Annotated in this window: 15 protein-coding genes and 1 pseudogene; 11 read left to right on the forward strand and 5 right to left on the reverse strand. The window is 70.8% G+C overall.

The annotated features are described in order from the left end of the window. Nucleotides 1–563, forward strand: a pseudogene (locus ACG0Z3_RS22115) (hypothetical protein); the annotation flags it as partial. A gap of 87 nt (nt 564–650) precedes the next feature. Here the strand turns inward: ACG0Z3_RS22115 and ACG0Z3_RS22120 are convergent. Beyond that, entirely contained in the window at nt 651–1,874 is a 1,224-nt protein-coding gene (locus tag ACG0Z3_RS22120; RefSeq protein WP_394401957.1) for a glycosyltransferase family 4 protein, read from the reverse strand. 118 nt (nt 1,875–1,992) lie between these two features. On the opposite strand from ACG0Z3_RS22120, the gene ACG0Z3_RS22125 reads away from it, so the two are divergent. From ACG0Z3_RS22125 to asd, 3 genes are read left to right on the forward strand one after another with little or no spacing between them, the layout of a single operon-like run. Beyond that, nucleotides 1,993–2,610 (forward strand): hypothetical protein, encoded by a 618-nt coding sequence (locus ACG0Z3_RS22125; protein WP_394401960.1) that lies wholly within the window; start codon nt 1,993–1,995, stop codon nt 2,608–2,610. A 4-nt stretch (nt 2,611–2,614) separates the two neighbouring features. Then, a complete protein-coding gene (locus ACG0Z3_RS22130) occupies nt 2,615–4,261 on the forward strand; it encodes an aminotransferase class III-fold pyridoxal phosphate-dependent enzyme (RefSeq protein ID WP_394401963.1) in 1,647 nt (548 codons plus the stop codon). A 2-nt stretch (nt 4,262–4,263) separates the two neighbouring features. Next, entirely contained in the window at nt 4,264–5,172 is a 909-nt protein-coding gene (asd, locus tag ACG0Z3_RS22135; protein ID WP_394401966.1) for an archaetidylserine decarboxylase, read from the forward strand. Here the strand turns inward: asd and ACG0Z3_RS22140 are convergent. Next, nucleotides 5,165–6,061, reverse strand: a complete 897-nt coding sequence (locus ACG0Z3_RS22140) for a UDP-2,3-diacylglucosamine diphosphatase (protein WP_394401969.1) — start codon at nt 6,059–6,061, stop codon at nt 5,165–5,167. The genes asd and ACG0Z3_RS22140 overlap by 8 nt on opposite strands. Before the next feature lie 56 nt (nt 6,062–6,117). Next, entirely contained in the window at nt 6,118–7,149 is a 1,032-nt protein-coding gene (locus tag ACG0Z3_RS22145; protein WP_394401972.1) for an alpha/beta hydrolase family protein, read from the reverse strand. 102 nt (nt 7,150–7,251) lie between these two features. Between ACG0Z3_RS22145 and ACG0Z3_RS22150 the strand changes: the two genes are divergently transcribed. Beyond that, nucleotides 7,252–8,250 carry a LysR family transcriptional regulator gene (locus tag ACG0Z3_RS22150; protein WP_394401975.1) on the forward strand — a complete coding sequence of 333 codons (999 nt, stop codon included), beginning with the start codon at nt 7,252–7,254 and terminating at the stop codon, nt 8,248–8,250. Nucleotides 8,251–8,449: 199 nt separating this feature from the next. Here the strand turns inward: ACG0Z3_RS22150 and lplT are convergent, their stop codons facing one another. After that, complete coding sequence (lplT, locus tag ACG0Z3_RS22155; RefSeq protein ID WP_394401978.1) at nt 8,450–9,724, reverse strand: lysophospholipid transporter LplT; 1,275 nt, start codon at nt 9,722–9,724, stop codon at nt 8,450–8,452. Nucleotides 9,725–9,857: 133 nt separating this feature from the next. Between lplT and ACG0Z3_RS22160 the strand changes: the two genes are divergently transcribed. Beyond that, complete coding sequence (locus tag ACG0Z3_RS22160; RefSeq protein ID WP_268169268.1) at nt 9,858–11,111, forward strand: putative DNA modification/repair radical SAM protein; 1,254 nt, start codon at nt 9,858–9,860, stop codon at nt 11,109–11,111. Continuing rightward, on the forward strand, nt 11,111–11,875 hold the full coding sequence (locus ACG0Z3_RS22165; protein ID WP_394401980.1) for a TIGR03915 family putative DNA repair protein: 765 nt from the start codon (nt 11,111–11,113) through the stop codon (nt 11,873–11,875). Before ACG0Z3_RS22160 ends, ACG0Z3_RS22165 begins: the two co-directional genes overlap by 1 nt. 11 nt (nt 11,876–11,886) lie before the next feature. Here the strand turns inward: ACG0Z3_RS22165 and ACG0Z3_RS22170 are convergent, their stop codons facing one another. Next, nucleotides 11,887–13,344 carry a GAF domain-containing protein gene (locus tag ACG0Z3_RS22170; protein ID WP_394401982.1) on the reverse strand — a complete coding sequence of 486 codons (1,458 nt, stop codon included), beginning with the start codon at nt 13,342–13,344 and terminating at the stop codon, nt 11,887–11,889. Between the two features lie 197 nt (nt 13,345–13,541). Between ACG0Z3_RS22170 and ACG0Z3_RS22175 the strand changes: the two genes are divergently transcribed. From ACG0Z3_RS22175 to ACG0Z3_RS22190, 4 genes are read left to right on the forward strand one after another with little or no spacing between them, the layout of a single operon-like run. Then, complete coding sequence (locus tag ACG0Z3_RS22175) at nt 13,542–14,420, forward strand: glucosamine kinase nucleotide-binding domain-containing protein (RefSeq protein ID WP_394401985.1); 879 nt, start codon at nt 13,542–13,544, stop codon at nt 14,418–14,420. Continuing rightward, the gene (locus tag ACG0Z3_RS22180) at nt 14,417–15,145 is read left to right on the forward strand and encodes a GntR family transcriptional regulator (protein WP_268169272.1); all 729 of its coding nucleotides are present in this window, start codon (nt 14,417–14,419) and stop codon (nt 15,143–15,145) included. Before ACG0Z3_RS22175 ends, ACG0Z3_RS22180 begins: the two co-directional genes overlap by 4 nt. After that, nucleotides 15,145–16,269: an N-acetylglucosamine-6-phosphate deacetylase gene (nagA, locus tag ACG0Z3_RS22185; RefSeq protein WP_394401988.1), complete on the forward strand. Its 1,125-nt coding sequence runs from the start codon at nt 15,145–15,147 to the stop codon at nt 16,267–16,269. Before ACG0Z3_RS22180 ends, nagA begins: the two co-directional genes overlap by 1 nt. After that, a complete protein-coding gene (locus tag ACG0Z3_RS22190) occupies nt 16,250–17,284 on the forward strand; it encodes an SIS domain-containing protein (RefSeq protein WP_394401992.1) in 1,035 nt (344 codons plus the stop codon). The genes nagA and ACG0Z3_RS22190 overlap by 20 nt, the downstream gene beginning before the upstream one ends. Nucleotide 17,285: the final 1 nt, after the last annotated feature.

Consider the following 17,285-nt stretch of genomic DNA (forward strand, 5'->3'; position numbering starts at 1 on the left):
TCATCGTGGACGATTCAGCTACATTCAAACCAGTTCCTGCGCGCCTCCCCGGCGCCGCCACGGCAAGCTCAGTTTTGCCGTCCACGATCAGCCTGAAATGGGCGTCCACGATCGCTGAAATACGCACCGGGCAGGGCAAACCGCAGACGTTCGACTTCCTGGGGTTCACGTTCATCTGTGGGCGCTCGCGGCGCGGAGCGTTCTTGCTCCGGCGCCATACGCGACGTGACCGCATGCGTGCGGCTCTGCAGGAGGTGAAGACGCAACTGCGGAACAGACGCAGCGACAGCATCGCCGAACAAGGGCGATGGCTGCGATCGGTGGTCACGGGCTACTTCGCGTACCACGCGGTGCCGACCAATGCGCAAGCGATTGGGGCATACCGGCATCACGTCCTCGATCTCTGGCGACGCTCGCTGCGACGACGCAGCCAGAAGGACCGGACGACCTGGGCCCGCATGAATCGCCTGGCCGTCGAGTGGTTACCGCCACCCCATGTGCTTCATCCATGGCCTGAAGACCGCCTGTTCGTCAAAACCCGAGGTAGGAGCCGTATGCCTTAATTGGGCAAGTACGGATCTGTGCGGGGGGGTGCCGAGCAATCGGCATCCCTACCGCAATCGACAACACTCGTGAGTAGTCGTGAGTAGTCATGCGGCGGTCTCGAATGGCTGCGCTGTGCGTCCGATCGCGCCTTCCAGTACGGCTTCGAATCGGGTTGTGATGTCTCCCCAATCCAGCCTCCGCGTCGTCTCACGGGCCGCCTCTGCAACGCCCCGCCGTGCGGCCCCGTCCAGCGCCGCCATGCGCGCTGCAGCGACGAAGTCGGATTCCCGACCCGGCCCGGCCAGCCAGCCGTTCTGCCCGCTGTGGATCAGTTCGCCCGCCGCAGCGCTGTCGAACGCGACGACAGCGCAGCCGCTGGCCATGGCCTCGGTGGTGACGTTGCCAAAGGTCTCGGTGAGGCTGGCGAACAAGAACAGGTCCAGTCCGGCGTAGTGGGCAGCCAGGTCGTCGCCGCTGCGTGGGCCGGCGAAGTGCGCTTCGGGCGCGCGCGCTGCGAGTTCTGCGCGCATGGGGCCGTCGCCGACCAACACCAGTCGTGCTCGCGGCTGCTCGGCCTTCACGGCCTCGTAGGCGGCCAGCACCACGCCCAGGTTCTTTTCGGGCGCCAGGCGGCCGACGTAGCCCAGCACAAGGTCGTCCGGCCCAGCGCTCCAGCGGGCACGCAGCTTGTCGTTGCGGCGGGCGGGATCGAAACGCTGTGTGTCCACCCCTCGGCCGACCACCGTCAGGCGCTCGAAGCCGCGCTCGGCCAGCAGCACACGCATGGCTTCGGTGGGCACCATGGTGGCGTCGCAGCGGTTATGGAATTTGCGCAGATAGCCCATGATGGGCTTGCTCAGCAGGCCGAGCCGGTAGTGCTTGCCGTAGGCGTGGAAGTTGGTGCGGTAGTCCGACGTGACCGGCAGCGCAAGGTGCTGCGCGGCCTGCAGCGCCGACCAACCCAGCGGCCCCTCGGTGGCGATGTGCACGACGTCGGGCCGCTTCAGCGACCACAGCTTCACCAGCGCGCGCTTGCTCGGCACGCCCATGCGCAGGTTGGGGTACAGCGGCACGGGCAGGCCCTTGGTGAGCACCTCGTCGACAGCAGGGATGCCGCTGGATGGCGGCGTCAGCTTGGCGGACTGGCGCGGGCGGATGAGCTGCACGTCATGGTTACGGCGGTTCAGGCCGTCGACGACGCGCGCCATCGACATGGCGACGCCGTTGACCTCGGGCGGATAGGTTTCGGTGACCACCGCCAGCCGGCGCGAATGGCGCGGCGCGGGCAGGTCATCGACCAGGATGTCATCGGCGTCGACGGTGTTCATGGTGCGCATGGTCAGCACTGCATGCGACAGAACGATGAACGCAGCACCGTCACGCCGATTTCACGCAAGCCCCCCACCATCCGCCCCGCATTCCACCCCAACACGAGGACGGGACGACGTGAACGAGTTCTTCCAAACCCTGAAGACACAGCGCTGGGACGACCACCGCTACTACCACCACAGCCGCATCAACCAGAGCCTGCACCTGATCAGCGCGCTGAGCTTCCTGGTGTCCTACGGCCTGGTGTTCGTGAACCCGGCCTGGGCGGCGCTGCTGGCCTGGTGCGTGTCGATGACAACACGCCAGGCGGGTCACTTCTTCTTCGAACCGCGCGGCTACGACCACGTGAACCAGGCCACCGACGCGCACAAGGAAGAGATCAAGGTGGGCTACAACATCCGCCGCAAGATCGTGCTGCTGGCGGTGTGGGTGGCGCTGCCCGCGGTGCTGTGGGTGTTCCCGTCGCTGGGCGGGCTGATAGCGCCGGCGGCAGACACGCGGGGCTTCATCGAGGACGTGGGCATGGCCTGGTTCTGCCTGGGCGTGACGGGCCTGGTGTTCCGCGTCGTGCAGCTGTGGATCACGCAGAACCTGATGCAGGGCCTGGCCTGGGGCTTCAAGATCATCACCGACCCCTTCCATGACGTGCTGCTGTACTGGAAGTCGCCGCTGTACCTGCTGCGCGGGCAGCTGATCGACCCGATGGAACACGTCGGCTCCAGCCAAGCGCACTGAACCGATGGACGAGACCTTCACGCTGTCGGCGCTGGCCCTGGGCGCGCTGGCGCTGCTGCCAGCCGCCAAGCGGCGCTTCGAGCTGTCGCGCGCCAAACATCGGTCTCTGGCCGGTCACTCGCGCATGGCCAAGCGGCTGGCGCGCTGGGTGCCGGGCTATGCCTACGACGAGGCGCAGTTCTTCGGCGTGGACGGCACGCCCGTTGAGGTCGCCGCGCAGCGCAAGGCTGCCTTGCAGCGGCTGGGCGCCGAGTTCGACTCGCGCTTCGCGAAGACGCTGGCCGCCACCGAGCAGGCGCGCGACGCGATCTCCGACCTCAAGTTCACCGGCCGCTACCGCGTGCCCTTCCAGTTCAGCCCGGTGCTGCGCGAGCACTTGAAGGTGGGCGCCTTCCTGCAGGCTAGCTCCGGCGTGCACGTCGAGGACCTGGACGGCAACCGGCTGATGGACCTGACCGGCTCCTACGGCGTCAACGTGCTGGGCTATGACGCGTACAAGGCCTGCATCGATGAGGCCGTGGCCACCGCGCGCGAGCTGGGCCCCGTGCTGGGCGCCTACCACCCCTGCGTGCTGGACGTGCTGGGCCGGCTGAAAGCCATCTCTGGCCAGGACGAGGTGAGCTTCCACATGAGCGGCACCGAGGCCGTCATGCAGGCCGTGCGGCTGGCGCGTTATCACACGAAGAAGAAGCGCCTGGTGCGCTTTGCCGGCGCGTACCACGGCTGGTGGGAGGACGTGCAGCCCGGACCCGGCAACCCGCTGCCGCCGCGCGAGACCTTCACGCTGCAGGACATGGCCGAGCGCTCGCTGAAGGTGCTCGCCACGCGGCGCGACATCGCCTGCGTGCTGGTGAACCCACTGCAGGCGCTGCACCCCAACGTCAACGCGCCGGGCGACTCCAGCCTCATCGACGGCAGCCGCCGCGCCAGCTACGACCGCGAGGCCTACACGGACTGGCTGAAGCGCCTGCGCGAGGTGTGCACGGCACGCGGCATCGTGCTGATCTTCGACGAGGTGTTCGTCGGCTTCCGCCTCGCACCCGGCGGCGCGCAGCAGTACTTCGGCGTGAAGGCCGACCTCGTCACCTACGGCAAGACGCTGGGCGGTGGCCTGCCGGTGGGCGTGGTGTGCGGCCCGCGCGCGCTGATGCAGCGTTACCGCGACGACCGCCCGGCGGACATCTGCTTTGCGCGCGGCACGTTCAACGCCCACCCCTACGTGGTGGCGGCCATGGCGGCCTTCCTGAAGCGCCTCGAGCGCCCCGAGGTGAAGGCGCTGTATGACGGCCTCGACGATCGCTGGAATGCACGCTGCGCGCAGTTCAACGCCCGGCTGCAGGCCGCGGACGCGCCCGTGCGCATGGCCAACCTGTCGACGATCTGGACGGTCATGTACGACCAGCCGGGCCGCTATCACTGGATGCTGCAGTTCTACCTGCGCAAGCACGGCCTCGCGCTGAGCTGGGTGGGCACGGGCCGGCTGATCTTCAGCCTGAACTACGGTGACGCCGAGTTCGCCGAGGTCATGGACCGTTTCGTCGCCGCCTGCGACGAGATGCGCGCCGACGGTTGGTGGTGGACGGCGCCCGAACTGACGGGCAAGGCCATCCGCCGCAACGTGTTCCGCGAGATGCTTTCCCACAAGTTCTGACGATGAAGAGCCACGACGCAGCGCCGGCCCTGGACGACGGCGTGAAGGACAGCCGAGGCTGGCTGGCCCGCCTCGGCGCACAGGAAGACCTCAACTTCCTGCTCACCAACCGCATCCCGCGCATCGCTGCGACGCGCCTGATGGGCCGCATCGCCAACATCGAGAGCCCGCTGTTCACGCAGCTGGCGATCCGTGTGTGGCAGCTGTTCACACCACTCGACCTGCGCGAGGCGAAGCGGCAGCGCTTCACCTCCATCAAGGATTGCTTCACGCGCGAGCTGAAGGACGGCGCCCGCGTGTTCGACGCCCGGCCCGACGTCTTCGCCAGCCCTTGCGACGCCATCGTCGGTGCGATGGGCACGGTGCAGCAGGGCCAGGTCTACCAGGCCAAGGGCTTCCCGTACTCCACCGCCGAGCTGTTCGGCCCGACGCAGGACGCCAGCGCTTTCGAGGGTGGCCGCTTCATCACGCTGCGGCTCACGTCGGTGATGTACCACCGCTTCCACGCGCCCGCCGACGGCACCGTAGAGCACGTGACCTACCTCAGCGGCGACACCTGGAACGTGAACCCCGTGGCGCTCAAGCGCTTGGAGCGGCTGTTCTGCCGCAACGAGCGCGCTGTGGTGCGCATGCGGCTGGCCGGCGGGCAACCGATCGCGCTGGTACCCGTGGCTGCCGTGCTGGTGGCCAGCATCCGCCTGCACTGGCTGAACGTGCTGCTGCACGTCGGCCATCCCGGGGCACACGAGATGCCCTGCTCGGCGCCGCACGTGAAGGGCCAGGAGATGGGCTGGTTCGAGCACGGCTCCACCATCATCGTCTTCGTACCCAAGGGTTTCGAGCTGGCCGAGGGCATTACCACCGGCGCACAGATCCGCGCGGGGCAGGCGCTGCTGAAGCTGCTCAGCTGACGGTATCGGGGGTCCCAGCCGTCGCGACCACCGGCACAGGCAGCACGGCGGGGGCCGGCACCGGCGTGGCTTTGGTCGCCGGCAGCATGCCCGGCAGCGCCGCCTCGTCGCCGCGGTCGATGATCTCCAGCCGGCCGTCGAAGTGCTCGACCAGCGCCGTCAGACTCTCCACCCAGTCGCCGTCGTTGCAGTACAGCACGCCGTCGATCTCGCGGATCTCGGCATGGTGGATGTGCCCGCAGACCACGCCGTGCGCGCCACGCTTCTTGGCCTCGCGCGCTACGGCGTTCTCGAACTCGTTGATGTAGCTGACCGCGCGCTTGACCTTGTGCTTCAGGTAGCGCGACAGGCTCCAGTACGGCAGGCCGCACTTGGCGCGGATGCGGTTGAACCAGCGGTTGACCTTGAGCGTGAACTCGTAGGCCAGGTCGCCCGCGATGGCCAGCCAGCGCGCGCACTGGATGACGCCGTCGTACAGGTCGCCATGCGTGACCCACAGCTTCTTGCCGTCGGCCGTCACGTGCATGGCCTCGTCCAGCACGTCGACGCCGCCGAAGTTGTGCGTCACATACTTGCGCGCGAACTCGTCATGGTTGCCGGGGATGAAGACGACGCGCGTGCCTTTGCGTGCCTTGCGCAGCAGCTTCTGCACCACGTCGTTGTGCGCCTGCGGCCAGTACCAGCTGCGGCGCAGCTGCCAGCCGTCGATGATGTCCCCGACGAGGTAGAGCGTCTCGCACTCCACGTCGCGCAGGAAGTCCAGCAGCGCCTTGGCCTGGCAGCCGGGCGTGCCCAGGTGCAGGTCGGAGATCCAGACGGTGCGCACCGACAGCGTGGGCCGGTCGGTGCCGGCGTCAGCGGCGTCGTGAGGGTCTTGCGGCGTCGGCATGGCTGGCATGCTGCCGGCCGGTCATGACGCCGCCGTGAACGTGTTGCGCCCGCAGCTCAGCCTGCCGCCGGCAGCCGCGCCGCCAGCCGTGGCGTGGCGGCCTCGATGGGCGCCAGCAGCCGGGGCCACAGCCGCGCGCCCAGGTCGCGCCGGAAGGGGCCGAAGTGCTCGATCTTCCTCACGCCCAGCTCGGCCGGCGCCACCACATGCCGCTGCACCCGCGCCGCGCAGAACTGCGCGGCCAGCGCGTCCACCGCCGCGGCCGGGCCGAAGAGGTGGTCGTCCGTGATGCTCCACAGGTGGACAGTGCCGCCGAAGCGGTCATAGGCCCGCTCGCGCGCCAGCGTCTCGTCGCCGAACAGGAAGCCCGGCGTGCGGCCCCACGCGGCCCACTCCAGCGCAGCGCCGGCCGGCAGGTCCTGCGCGCGCGGGCCCAGCACGCGGCCCGGCGCATGGCCCAGCAGCCGCACCAGCACCGGCAGCATCCAGTGGAAGAACACCCAGGCCTGCACGCGCGCGAAGCCCGACCAGTGCCCCAGGTAGGCCACCTGCGCCGCGACGCCCAGCACTGCGTCCACCTTGTCGGCGAAGCCCGGCACCAGCCCGACGGCGTTGCCGCCCAGCGAATGCCCCACCCACAACAGGCCCACATCGCGCTGCTGGCGGTCGGCCTCCTCACGGCGACGCCGGTCCGCCGCATGCAGCGCGGCGGCCATATCCAGTCGAGCCCAGTCGCGCAGCCGCACGTCCTCGCCCGGCTGCAGCGCCTCACGAGACGCGGCGATGCCGCGGTAATCGAAGCTCAGCACCGCGTAGCCACGGCGTCCCAGCCAGTCGGCGAAGTGGCGGTAGTAGCTGGCCGGCACCGCCGTCGCCGCGCCGATGACGGCCACGGCCTTGACGCCCACGGCCGGCGGCGGCTCGAACCACTGCGCTGCCAGCAGGCGCCCGTCGCTGCAACGCAGCAGCGTTGGCACGTGGAGCGCTGCCCACACGTCATCGGCCCCGGCCTCGACGTCGTCGAGCTTTGCGGCAACGGGAAGACGGGGCGGCAGGGCGTCGGCGGGCGACAACGGCAGGCTGGACATGGAAGCACCTCGTGGCGGCGCCCTTGCGGCACCGGAGCGGCCAGTCTAGATTGGCAACTTTTCAGGCGGTAGATCGCCATCAATCGCCAGATCGTCAATCAAATGTCAACAAAACCCAGCCCGCCACCGGGCGTTGGCCGGCGCCGCCAGACCGCTGCCGAAGAGGCGCTCGACGCCAACGCGCTGGAACTGTTCGCCCGCATCGCCCAGGCCGGTAGCTTCGCGCAGGCCGCCCGCGACCTGGGGCTGACCCGTGCCGCCATCAGCCGCCGCATCGCCGCAATCGAGGCTGCGGTGGGGCTGACGCTGTTCGCCCGCAGCACGCGCAGCCTGGGCCTGACCGAGGCCGGACGCCGACTGCACACCCGTGCGCGCGCCGTCCGCGAAGCCGCCGAGAGCGCCCGCCTGGCGCTGCGGCACACGCGCGACCAGCTGGACGGCACGCTGCGCATCAGCGCCACCGCCGGCTTCGGCCGGCATGTGCTCGCGCCGCTGCTCGCGCGCTTCCAGGCACGGCATCCGGCCGTGCGCTACGAGCTCTTCTTCACGGATCGCCGCGTGGATCTGCTGCGCGAAGGCATAGACATCGCCTTTCGCATGACCAGCAAGCCGCCCGAGACCTGGGTGGCGCAGCCCGTCCTGCGTTTCGAGGTTCGCGCCTACGGCGCCGAGAGCCAGTCGCTGCGCCAGACGCCACAAGACCTCGCCAGCGCGCCCATGCTGCTGCTGGGCCAGGGCGAGGAGCCGTTTGCCAGCCAATGGCAACACGAGGATGGCCGCCGGGAAGACGTGGCCCTGCAGGCGTCCGCGTGGGGCAGCGATCTGGACGGTCTCATCGCACTCGCCCGGCACGGCGCTGGCGTCGTCGTCGCCCCAGACTTCTGTGTGGAACCCGTCGCCGCGCTGCAGGGCGATGCCGTCGCGCCGACGTCCGCCTCACCAAATCCGTTGCGCAATGTGCTGCCCGGCTGGCAGTTGCAGGTCGGCCTGGACACGGTGCAGGCGCTGACGTTGCCACTGCCCGCCGGCTCGGAAACCGCGCGCGCGCTGGTGCGCTTCGTGCGGGACGCGCTGCTGCCGCGCGTGAGCCCGCCCGGCTGATCACGCCCTGCCGGCCCGAGGGCGAGGCGCGCCTGTCGGGCTCAGTGGGTGCATCAGCCTGGCGTGAAGCGAGCTCCAGAAGTGCAAGCGGTCTGATCGCATGGCACGCATGGGTTCATGAGGGCAGCGCAAGTCATGAACGGCGCCTGCCTGGGCCCAGGAAGCATCGGTAGGCGTGGCCCATGCTCACCCGGCGGGGTCAACTTTTCCGCCGCCCGGCGTCCAGGCGGATCAGCACCGCAATCGCCCCGGCCACCAGCAGCCCCAGCCCGCTGAGCGTCGCCGCGATGGGCACGCCGGCCGCCTCGCAGCCCGCGTAGGCCGCCAGCATCACCAGCACGCTGAGGTTCTCGTTGAAGCCCTGCACGGCAATCGACCGGCCGGCGCTCAGCAGCGTGGCGCCGCGGTGTTGCAGCAGCGCGTTCAGCGGCACCACCATGGCGCCGCCGACAGCACCCACCAGGGCCAGCGCGAGCGCGGCGGTGACGAGCTGGTCGATCTGCGCGACGACCGGCATCAGCAGCCCCAGCGCCACGCCCGCCCACAGCCCGTGCCGCGCCTGGTGCAGCGCCAGCCAGTGCCCGGCCGCCGCCGCGCCGGCGATGACGCCTACAGCTACCGCAGCCTGGAGGTAGGCAGCCTGACTCAATGGCAGTGACAGCGCCTCCCCAGCCCAGCGCAGCACGGCGAACTGCAGCGTGGCGCCGACGCCCCAGAACAGCGTCGTCGCGGCCAGTGACAGGCCGCCCTCGCGGTCGCGCCACAGCGTGCGGTTGGCAGCGCGGAACTCGCGCAGCAGCGCTGCGGCGCCGTGTGAGGCGCTGCGCTGGCGCCGGCCGCTGTCCGGGATGCCCGCATTCAGCGCGCTGCTGGCCGCATAAATCAGCAGCAGCGCGGCCAGCGAGCCGGTCAGCTTGTCGGCAGGCAGCTGCAGCCCATCGCACAGCCGGGCAAGGTCTGACGCCAGCCACGCGGGGCTGACCAGCGCCCCGCCCAGCACCGCGCCCAGCAGCGCGGCCGACACCACGGTGATCTCTATCCAGCCATTGGCCTTCACCAGCGCTTCTGGCGCGGCGAGCTCGGTGATGAGACCGTACTTGGCCGGCGCATAGGCCGCCGCACCCAGGCCCACGACGGCCAGCGCCGCCACTGGGTGCAGGCCCAGCACCAGCAGCGCCAGGCCGGCCATCTTGACGAGGTTCATCGCCGCCATCACGCGGCCCTTGGCGAAGGCGTCTGCCAGCGGGCCCACCCACGGCGCCAGCACGACATAGGCGGCCATGAAGCCCACCTTCAGCAGCGGCGCCCACCAGGCTGCGAAGCCCTGCTCGATCAGCAGCGCGATGGCGACGATGAGCAGCGCGTTGTCCGCCAGCGCCGACGCGAACTGCGCGCCGATGACGACGCCGAAGCCCCGGGGCAGGGTGGGCCGGGCGCCGGCCATGGGCGAAGCGGGGACGGTGGTGGTGGGCACGTTCGCTGCACTGTCGCAGCGGCGCATGAACCGGCGATGAAAGCGGGTGACGCGGCCATGGCAACCCAGGCACATCCTCCCTGCAAGCCCTCCGAATGCCTGCGGAAATGCTGTATGCAATTACAGTTGTGCGATGCAAGTTCAGGACAAGCTCGCCATCCTTGCCGATGCCGCCAAGTACGACGCCTCCTGCGCCAGCAGCGGCGGCGACCGCCGCGACTCGCGCGACGGCAAAGGCATCGGCTCCACCACCGGCAGCGGCATCTGCCACGCCTACGCGCCCGACGGCCGCTGCATCTCGCTGCTCAAGGTGCTGCTGACCAACTGGTGCGTCTACGACTGCCTTTACTGCATCAACCGCCAGAGCAGCGATGTGAAGCGCGCGCGCTTCAGCATCGACGAGGTGGTGCAGCTGACGCTGTCCTTCTACCGGCGCAACGTCATCGAGGGGCTGTTCCTGTCCAGCGGCATCATCCGCACGCCCGACTACACGATGGAGCAGGTCATCGAGGTCGCCCGCCGGCTGCGCGAGGACGAGCACTTCAAGGGCTACATCCACCTGAAGACCATCCCCGATGCGTCGCCCGAGCTGGTGGAGCGCGCCGGCCGCTATGCCGACCGGCTGTCCATCAACGTCGAGCTGCCCAGCGCGCAGAGCCTGCAGCAGCTGGCGCCGGAGAAGAACGCCGCTGGCATCGAGCGCACGATGTCGCGCATCCACCTGCGGCTGCAGGCCGCACGCGAGGCCAAACGCGAGGCCCAGGCCGTGCGCGCGCTGCCCGGCGCGGCGGCCCGCACGGCGCCGCCGCCACGCTTTGCGCCGGCCGGGCAGAGCACGCAGCTCATCGTTGGCGCCGATGCGTCGGACGACCGCACCGTGCTGCAGCTGTCCAGCCGGCTCTACACGGGCCAGGGCCTGCGCCGCGTCTACTACTCGGCCTACAGCCCCATCCCGCACGCCAGCCGCGCGCTGCCCGCGCAGGCCGCGCCGCTGCTGCGCGAGCACCGGCTCTACCAGGCCGACTGGCTGCTGCGCTTCTACGGTTTCCGGGCCGACGAGATCGTCACCGAGGCCGGCTTCCTGTCGCTGCAGCACGACCCCAAGCTGGCCTGGGCGCTGGCCCACCCGGCGCAGTTCCCGCTGGACGTGGACCGCGCGCCGCGCGAGCAGCTGCTGCGCGTGCCGGGCCTGGGCGTGGGCTCGGTGGACAAGCTGCTGGCCGCCCGCCAGCATCGCCGGCTGCGCCGCGCCGACCTGCTGGCGCTGGGCCCGCTGGCGCGCAAGGCGCTGCCCTTCGTCGTTGCGGTGGACCACCGGCCCCAGCCCGCCGACCTGCAGGCCCTGCGCCGGCCGGCCGCCGTGCCGCAACAGGCGTCGCTGTTCTGATGGACGTGCCGCTGCGCCACCCGGCAGACTGGCCTGGCTTCGCCGCCCAGTTGCCCGAGTTGCTGGCCGGGGCCTCGGCTGGCTGGACGCATGACGTCGGCGCTCAGGCCGCGCTGTTCGGCGAAGACGCCGTGCTGCCGCCCGGGCGCGCGCCGTGGCACCCGCCCGAGGGCTGGGACGCGCTGGGCCGCCTGGTGGCCATGCATGCCGACGACGACCGCTACGCCCGCCTGCTCGCGTTTGCGCGCCGCCTGCAGCAGCAGCCCGGCCTGTGGGACGACCGGCTGGACGCCGACCGGCGCCACCTGCAGTCGCTGGCCCGGCAGGTCAGCCGCGAGATCCACAAGACCCACGCCTTCGTGCGCTTTCGCGAGGTGGCCGACGACAGTGCGCCCGGCGGCTGCCGCCATGTGGCCTGGTTCGAGCCGGCCCACCATGTCCTGCGCGCCGCGGCGCCGTTCTTCGTGAAGCGGTTTGCGCAACACGCCTGGGCCATCCTGACGCCGCGCGGCTGCCTGCACTGGGACGGCCAGCGCCTCAGCGGCGCGGGCCCCGCACGTCGCGAGGAAGCCCCGCCCGCCGATGCCGGCGAGGCGCTGTGGCTGACCTACTACCGCAGCATCTTCAACCCGGCGCGGCTCAAGCTGTCGATGATGAAAAAGGAGATGCCGGTGCGCTACTGGGCGCACATGCCGGAGACGCAGCTGATCAGCGAGCTGGTCCGGGACGCCCCGCGGCGCGAGGGGCGCATGCGCGGCGTGTGAACGGGCGTGGCTCAGGCCCGCTCGAACAGCAGCCCGAGCTGGCTGGCGATCAGCAGCTCCTGGCGCGTCCAGGCGCGCGTGGGGCGGGCGTCCACCAGCCACAGCGCGCCGGCCAGCTGGGCACCGTCGTACAGCGGCACCTCGATGCGCGCCTCGGCCGCGCCGGCCAGGCCGGCCAGCTCGGCGTGGCAGGGGTGCAGCGCCGCGTCGGGTAAGGCCAGAGGCGTGCCGTGGCGGTGCAGCAGGCCGAGGTAGCGCGGGTGGTCGGTGGCGGTCAGCCCGCCTGGGCCCAGCGTCCAGCGCACCACGCTAGCCAGGCCCAGGATGCGGGCACTGGCGGCCTTGAGCTCGGCCAGCGCCTCGGTGGGCGGCAGCGTGGCCAGGCGCTGGCGCTGGCCGCTCAGTTGCAGCAGTAGCTCCTCGGGCGTCACGGGGGCGCCGGCCTCATCGGCGGGCGGGGCGGCCAGCGTCGTGCGCGCCGGCAGCGACAGGCGCTTGATCTCGGACTGCAGGGCCAGGTGTTGCCACAGGTGGTCCAGCGCGCCGGCGGCATCACCCTGGGCCTGCAGCAGCTCGGCCAGCTGCAGGTGGGCCTGGCGGGCCTGGGCGCGGGCCTGGATGCGTTGCGCGAGCTGCAGGCCGTGGCGCGTGGAGCGCACGGCGGCCGCGTTGTCGCCACGGGCCAGCGCGATCTCCGTCCACGTGCGGCTGGCGGCGGCCTCCAGCCAGGGGTAGCCCTGGCGAGCGGCGATGTCCAGCGCCAGCCGGCAGTCGGCCACGGCCCAGTCCATGCGCTGGCGGGCCAGCGCGGCGCGGGCCAGGTGCCAGTGCGCCTCGGCCTCGAACACGCGGTGGCTGCCGCGCCGTGCGGCCGCCAGACCATGGCTGAAGTGGCGCTCTGCGGCCGGAAGGTCGCCGGTCTCGAAGCTGCCCACGCCGATGTTCAGTGCCAGCTTTGCGGCGAGGTAGCTGTCGTCATGGCCGGCCAGGCGCTCGGCTGCATCGCGCATCTGGCGCAGGCCGCGGGCCCAGTCGGCCTGCGCGTAGTGGATCTGGCCCAGGCCGATGCGTGCTGCTACGCCGGTCTGCAGGTGGCCGCTGACCTCCGACAAGTCCAGCGCACGCGACCACTGTTCGGTGGCCAGCTGGTACTCGCCCTGCTGGTAGGCAATGCGCCCCAGCGCCTCGCAGACACGGGCGGCCTGGATGGGGAAGTGGCCGGCCGCCGCCAGTGCGCCGGCCTGTTCCAGCGCCGGCAGCAGCTCCAGCGCGCGGCCGCGCGGCTCCAGCAGGCCGAAGCGGGCATACAGCGCGTCTGCGCCCGCCGCCGTGTCGCCGGCCTCGAAGGCCTGCGCGCTCAGGCGCTCCAGCAGCCGGTCGGCCAGCGGCGGGTGACGCCGGGCCACGCGGGCAATGCGGCTGAGCAGGTCGGCCAGCGCGTCGCTGGCGGCAGGTTGCAGGGTGAACAAGGCGGGCTCAGGTTGGTTTCTCACTGGTATTCTTGTTCATCCGAGAGTCGTCCTATCCCCCGGACCGGGGTCGATGCGGCGCCGCGGGGGCATGGGTGTAGACCAGTTTAAAACCAATTGACGCCCCTGGTTGTTGGTATTAGAGTGGTATCGACTGCTTCCTGTCGACCATGCCGCTTGCTCTCCACCCCTCTCTCGTGACATCCCGTGACTCCGGCCGGCCCGTGCGCTGGTGGGTGGGCATTGACGGCGGCGGTACCAGTACGCGTGCGCTGGTGGCCGATGCCCAGGGGCGCATCCTGGGGCGCGGTGAGGCCGGTGCTTCGGCGCTGAACCAGGGTGTCGACCAGGCTTGGCGGCACATCGCCGAGGCCATCGCTGGCGCTGGCGTGGCGGGCTTGCAGCTACGGGATTGTGCGCTGGGCCTGGGTCTGTCTGGCACGGGCGTGCCGGCGCAGCTGCAGGGCTTCGTGGCGGCCGATCCGGGCGTGGCTCGGTTCGCGCTGGTCACCGACGGCTTTGCCGGCCTGCTGGGCGCCCATGGCGGCGAGCCGGGCGGGCTGCTGATCTCGGGCACGGGCTCGGTGGCTGAGGCGCTGCTGCCGGATGGTTCGCACCGCATGACGGGTGGCTGGGGCTGGCAGATCGGCGATGAGGGCAGCGGCGCCTGGCTGGGCCAGCAGGCCATGAAGCTGGCCCACGCTGCATTCGATGGCCGCGCAACGCGCGGCGCGCTGGCTGACAGCGTTGGCGCCGTGGCCGGCACCCGCCGTGAGGACCTGCTGGCGTTCTGCGCGCAGGCCGGGCAGGGCGGCTATGCCAGCCTGGCGCGCCTGGTCTTTGAAAACGAGGCGGGCGACCCCGCCGCCGCGGCGCTGCTGGACGCCGCCGCCCGCGCGCTGGACGCGCTGGCCGTCGCCCTCCATCCCACCTTGCCGCTGGCGCTGGCCGGCAGCATCGCGCTGCGCCTGGGTGACCGGCTCAGCCCGGCGCTGCAGGCGCGCCGTGTCGAACCCCGGGGCGACGCCGTGGCCGGCGCACTCTGGCTGATCCAACAACAGAAGAACCCCGCATGAGTGCTGTCTTTGATTTCAAGGCGGACCCGAACGCCGCGTCGCCCTTGTATATGCAACTGGCGCAAAGCCTGGCGACGGCCATCCGCGACGGCGTGTTCCATGCCGACGAGGCGCTGCCCAGCGAGCGTGTGCTGGCCGAGCAGCTGGAGCTGTCGCGCGTGACCGCGCGCAAGGCCATCGACCGGCTCGTTGAGCAGGGCCTCATCATCCGCAAGCGAGGCTCGGGCAACTACATCGCGCCCAAGCTGGAGCAGCCGCTGACGCGCCTGACCAGCTTCTCAGAAGAGCTGCACCAGCGCGGCTTCGTGCCGGGCTCGCGCTGGCTGCTGCGCGGCTTCACGCCGGCGGCGCCGGACGAGCAGCTGTCGCTGGAGCTCAAGAGCGGCGAGCGCGTCGCCCGGCTGGAGCGGCTGCGCTTGGCGGACTCAGTCGTTATGGCATACGAGGTTAGCGTGTTGCCGCAGAGCGTACTGCCCGACCCGCAGAAGGTCGAGGCCTCGCTGTACACCCACCTCGGCGAGCGCGCGCCGGTGCGCGCGCTGCAGCACATCCGCGCGCTGAATGCCGACGCCAAGCTGGCCGGTCTGCTGGAGGTGCCGCTGGGCGCCGCGGTGCTGTTCATCACGCGGGTGGGCTACCTGGCCTCGGGCCAGGCCGTCGAGCTGACGCATTCCTACTGCCGCAGCGACTACTACGACTTCGTTGCAGAAATGCGCCGCGACTGATGAAACTCGAAGGCGACATCGTCACGCCGCAAGGCGTCATCCAGGGCCACCTGCACATCGCGCAGGGGCGCATCGCCGCCATCGCGGGAGTGCCTGTCGACTCGTCGCGTGCGGGGGAGGGCGGCCGGCCGGTGCTGCTGCCGGGCTTCATCGACGTGCATGTGCACGGCGGCGGCGGCCGCGACACGATGGAGGGGGGTGACGCCATCGAGGACATCGCTCGCCGCCATGTGCGCCACGGCACGACCGGCCTGCTGGCCACGACGATGACTGCCCCGGTCGGCGACATCGAGGCCGCGCTGCGGGCGCTGGGCCCGGTGTGCCGCGAGCGCAGCGCCCAGTCGGCTCGCGTTCTGGGCGTGCACCTGGAAGGCCCCTACATCAGCCCCGGGCGGCTGGGCGCGCAGCCGGCCTACGCCATCCCCGCGACGCTGGCCGAGGTGCTGCGCCTGAGCGAGATCGCGCCCATCAAGGTGCTGACCATCGCGCCCGAAATGGCCGGCCACCTCGCGTTGATCGGCCCGCTGCGCGACGCGGGCATCCGCGTGCAGATCGGCCACAGCAACGGCAGCTACGAGGACGGCGTGGCCGCGCTGAACGCGGGCGCGTCCGGCTTCACCCACCTCTTCAACGCCATGACGGGCCTGCATCACCGCGAGCCCGGCATGGTGGGAGCGGCGCTCGCGCATGGCGAGCATGCCGAGCTCATTCCCGACCTCCTTCACGTGCACCCCGGCGCCATCCGCACCGCGCTGCGCTGCATTCCGCATCTGTTCTGCGTGACCGACTCGACGGCCGCGGCCGGCATGCCCGATGGCGAGTACCGCCTGGGCGAGCACAAGGTGCAGAAGTGCCTGGGCGGCGTGCGCCTGGCCGACGGCACGCTGGCCGGCAGCGCACTGACCATGGACCAGGCCCTGCGCAACCTCGTGCAGCAACTGGGCCTGCCGCTACCCGATGCGGTGCGGCGCGTGTCCACCATCGCGGCGGACTACCTGGGCTTGTGGGACCGCGGGCGCCTCGCTGAGGGCGCGTGGGCTGATGTGGTGGTGATGGATGCGGGGCTGGCCCTGCAGCGTGTGTTTGTGGAAGGTGAAGAGATCGATGTCGTCGCTGATGCTTGAGGAGGCGCTGAGTGCGCCTGACGTGGTGGCCCGCCAGCTGGCGGCCGACCCGCTGAGTTACGCCCGCCTGGGCCAGGCCCTGCAGGAGGTGCCGCCCACCAGCGTGCTGACAATTGCGCGCGGCAGCTCCGACCACGCGGCGCATTACCTGGCCTATCTCGTCATGGCGCGCCTGGGCCGGCTGGTCACGTCGCTGCCCATGTCGCTGATCACGCTGTACCAGAGCCGCATCCACTGCGAGGGCCTGCTGTCGCTGGCGTTCTCGCAGTCGGGCCAGAGCCCCGATCTGATCGCGCCGACGCAGTTCTTCCGTGCGGGTGGCGCGCGCACGGTGGCCTTCGTCAACGCCAGCGGCTCACCGCTGGCTGCCGCGGCCGAGCATGTGTTCGAGCTGCACGCCGGCCCGGAGAAGAGTGTGGCCGCAACCAAGAGCTATATCGCCCAGCTGGTGGCCGGCGCGCGCGTCGTGGCTGCCTGGCAGCAGGACGACGCGCTGCGCGCCGCGCTGAACGTGCTGCCCATCGCGTTGGAGCAGGCAAGCCAGCTGGACTGGAGCGCGGCCGTGCCAGCGCTGCAGGACGCGGACCGCCTGTTCGTGTTGGGCCGCGGTACGGGCCTGGCCGTCGCGATGGAAGCGGCGCTCAAGCTCAAGGAAACCTGCGGCATCCAGGCCGAGGCTTTCTCCGGCGCCGAGGTCAAGCATGGCCCGATGGCGCTGGTGCGCAACGGCTACCCGCTGCTGGTGTTCGCGCCGCGCGGCCCGGCCCAGGCCGGCCTGCTGGCGATCGCCGAGGAGATGAGCACCCGTGGCGGCCGCGTGTTGCTGGCTGCGCCGCTGGGCACGCCGTGCCCGGCCGGCGTGCAGATGCTGCCGCTGGTGACGACGGGCAACGAGGACCTCGACCCCATTGCCCTCGTGCAGAGCTTCTATCCCATGGTCGAGGCGCTGGCGCGTGCACGCGGCTTCAACCCGGATGTCCCGCCCAACCTCGCCAAAGTCACCAAGACGCACTGAC

This window comes from Pelomonas margarita, from assembly GCF_043555875.1.
Classification (GTDB): Bacteria; Pseudomonadota; Gammaproteobacteria; order Burkholderiales; family Burkholderiaceae_C; genus Pelomonas; species Pelomonas margarita.

Bases quoted from the DNA above. Each gene is read 5' to 3' on its own strand.
- ACG0Z3_RS22120 (WP_394401957.1), bottom strand. From the start codon at position 1,874: ATGAACACCGTCGACGCCGATGACATCCTGGTCGATGACCTGCCCGCG.
- ACG0Z3_RS22130 (WP_394401963.1), top strand. From the start codon at position 2,615: ATGGACGAGACCTTCACGCTGTCGGCGCTGGCCCTGGGCGCGCTGGCG.
- asd (WP_394401966.1), top strand. From the start codon at position 4,264: ATGAAGAGCCACGACGCAGCGCCGGCCCTGGACGACGGCGTGAAGGAC.
- ACG0Z3_RS22140 (WP_394401969.1), bottom strand. From the start codon at position 6,061: ATGCCGACGCCGCAAGACCCTCACGACGCCGCTGACGCCGGCACCGAC.
- ACG0Z3_RS22145 (WP_394401972.1), bottom strand. From the start codon at position 7,149: ATGTCCAGCCTGCCGTTGTCGCCCGCCGACGCCCTGCCGCCCCGTCTT.
- ACG0Z3_RS22150 (WP_394401975.1), top strand. From the start codon at position 7,252: ATGTCAACAAAACCCAGCCCGCCACCGGGCGTTGGCCGGCGCCGCCAG.
- ACG0Z3_RS22160 (WP_268169268.1), top strand. From the start codon at position 9,858: ATGCAAGTTCAGGACAAGCTCGCCATCCTTGCCGATGCCGCCAAGTAC.
- ACG0Z3_RS22165 (WP_394401980.1), top strand. From the start codon at position 11,111: ATGGACGTGCCGCTGCGCCACCCGGCAGACTGGCCTGGCTTCGCCGCC.
- ACG0Z3_RS22180 (WP_268169272.1), top strand. From the start codon at position 14,417: ATGAGTGCTGTCTTTGATTTCAAGGCGGACCCGAACGCCGCGTCGCCC.
- nagA (WP_394401988.1), top strand. From the start codon at position 15,145: ATGAAACTCGAAGGCGACATCGTCACGCCGCAAGGCGTCATCCAGGGC.
- ACG0Z3_RS22190 (WP_394401992.1), top strand. From the start codon at position 16,250: ATGTCGTCGCTGATGCTTGAGGAGGCGCTGAGTGCGCCTGACGTGGTG.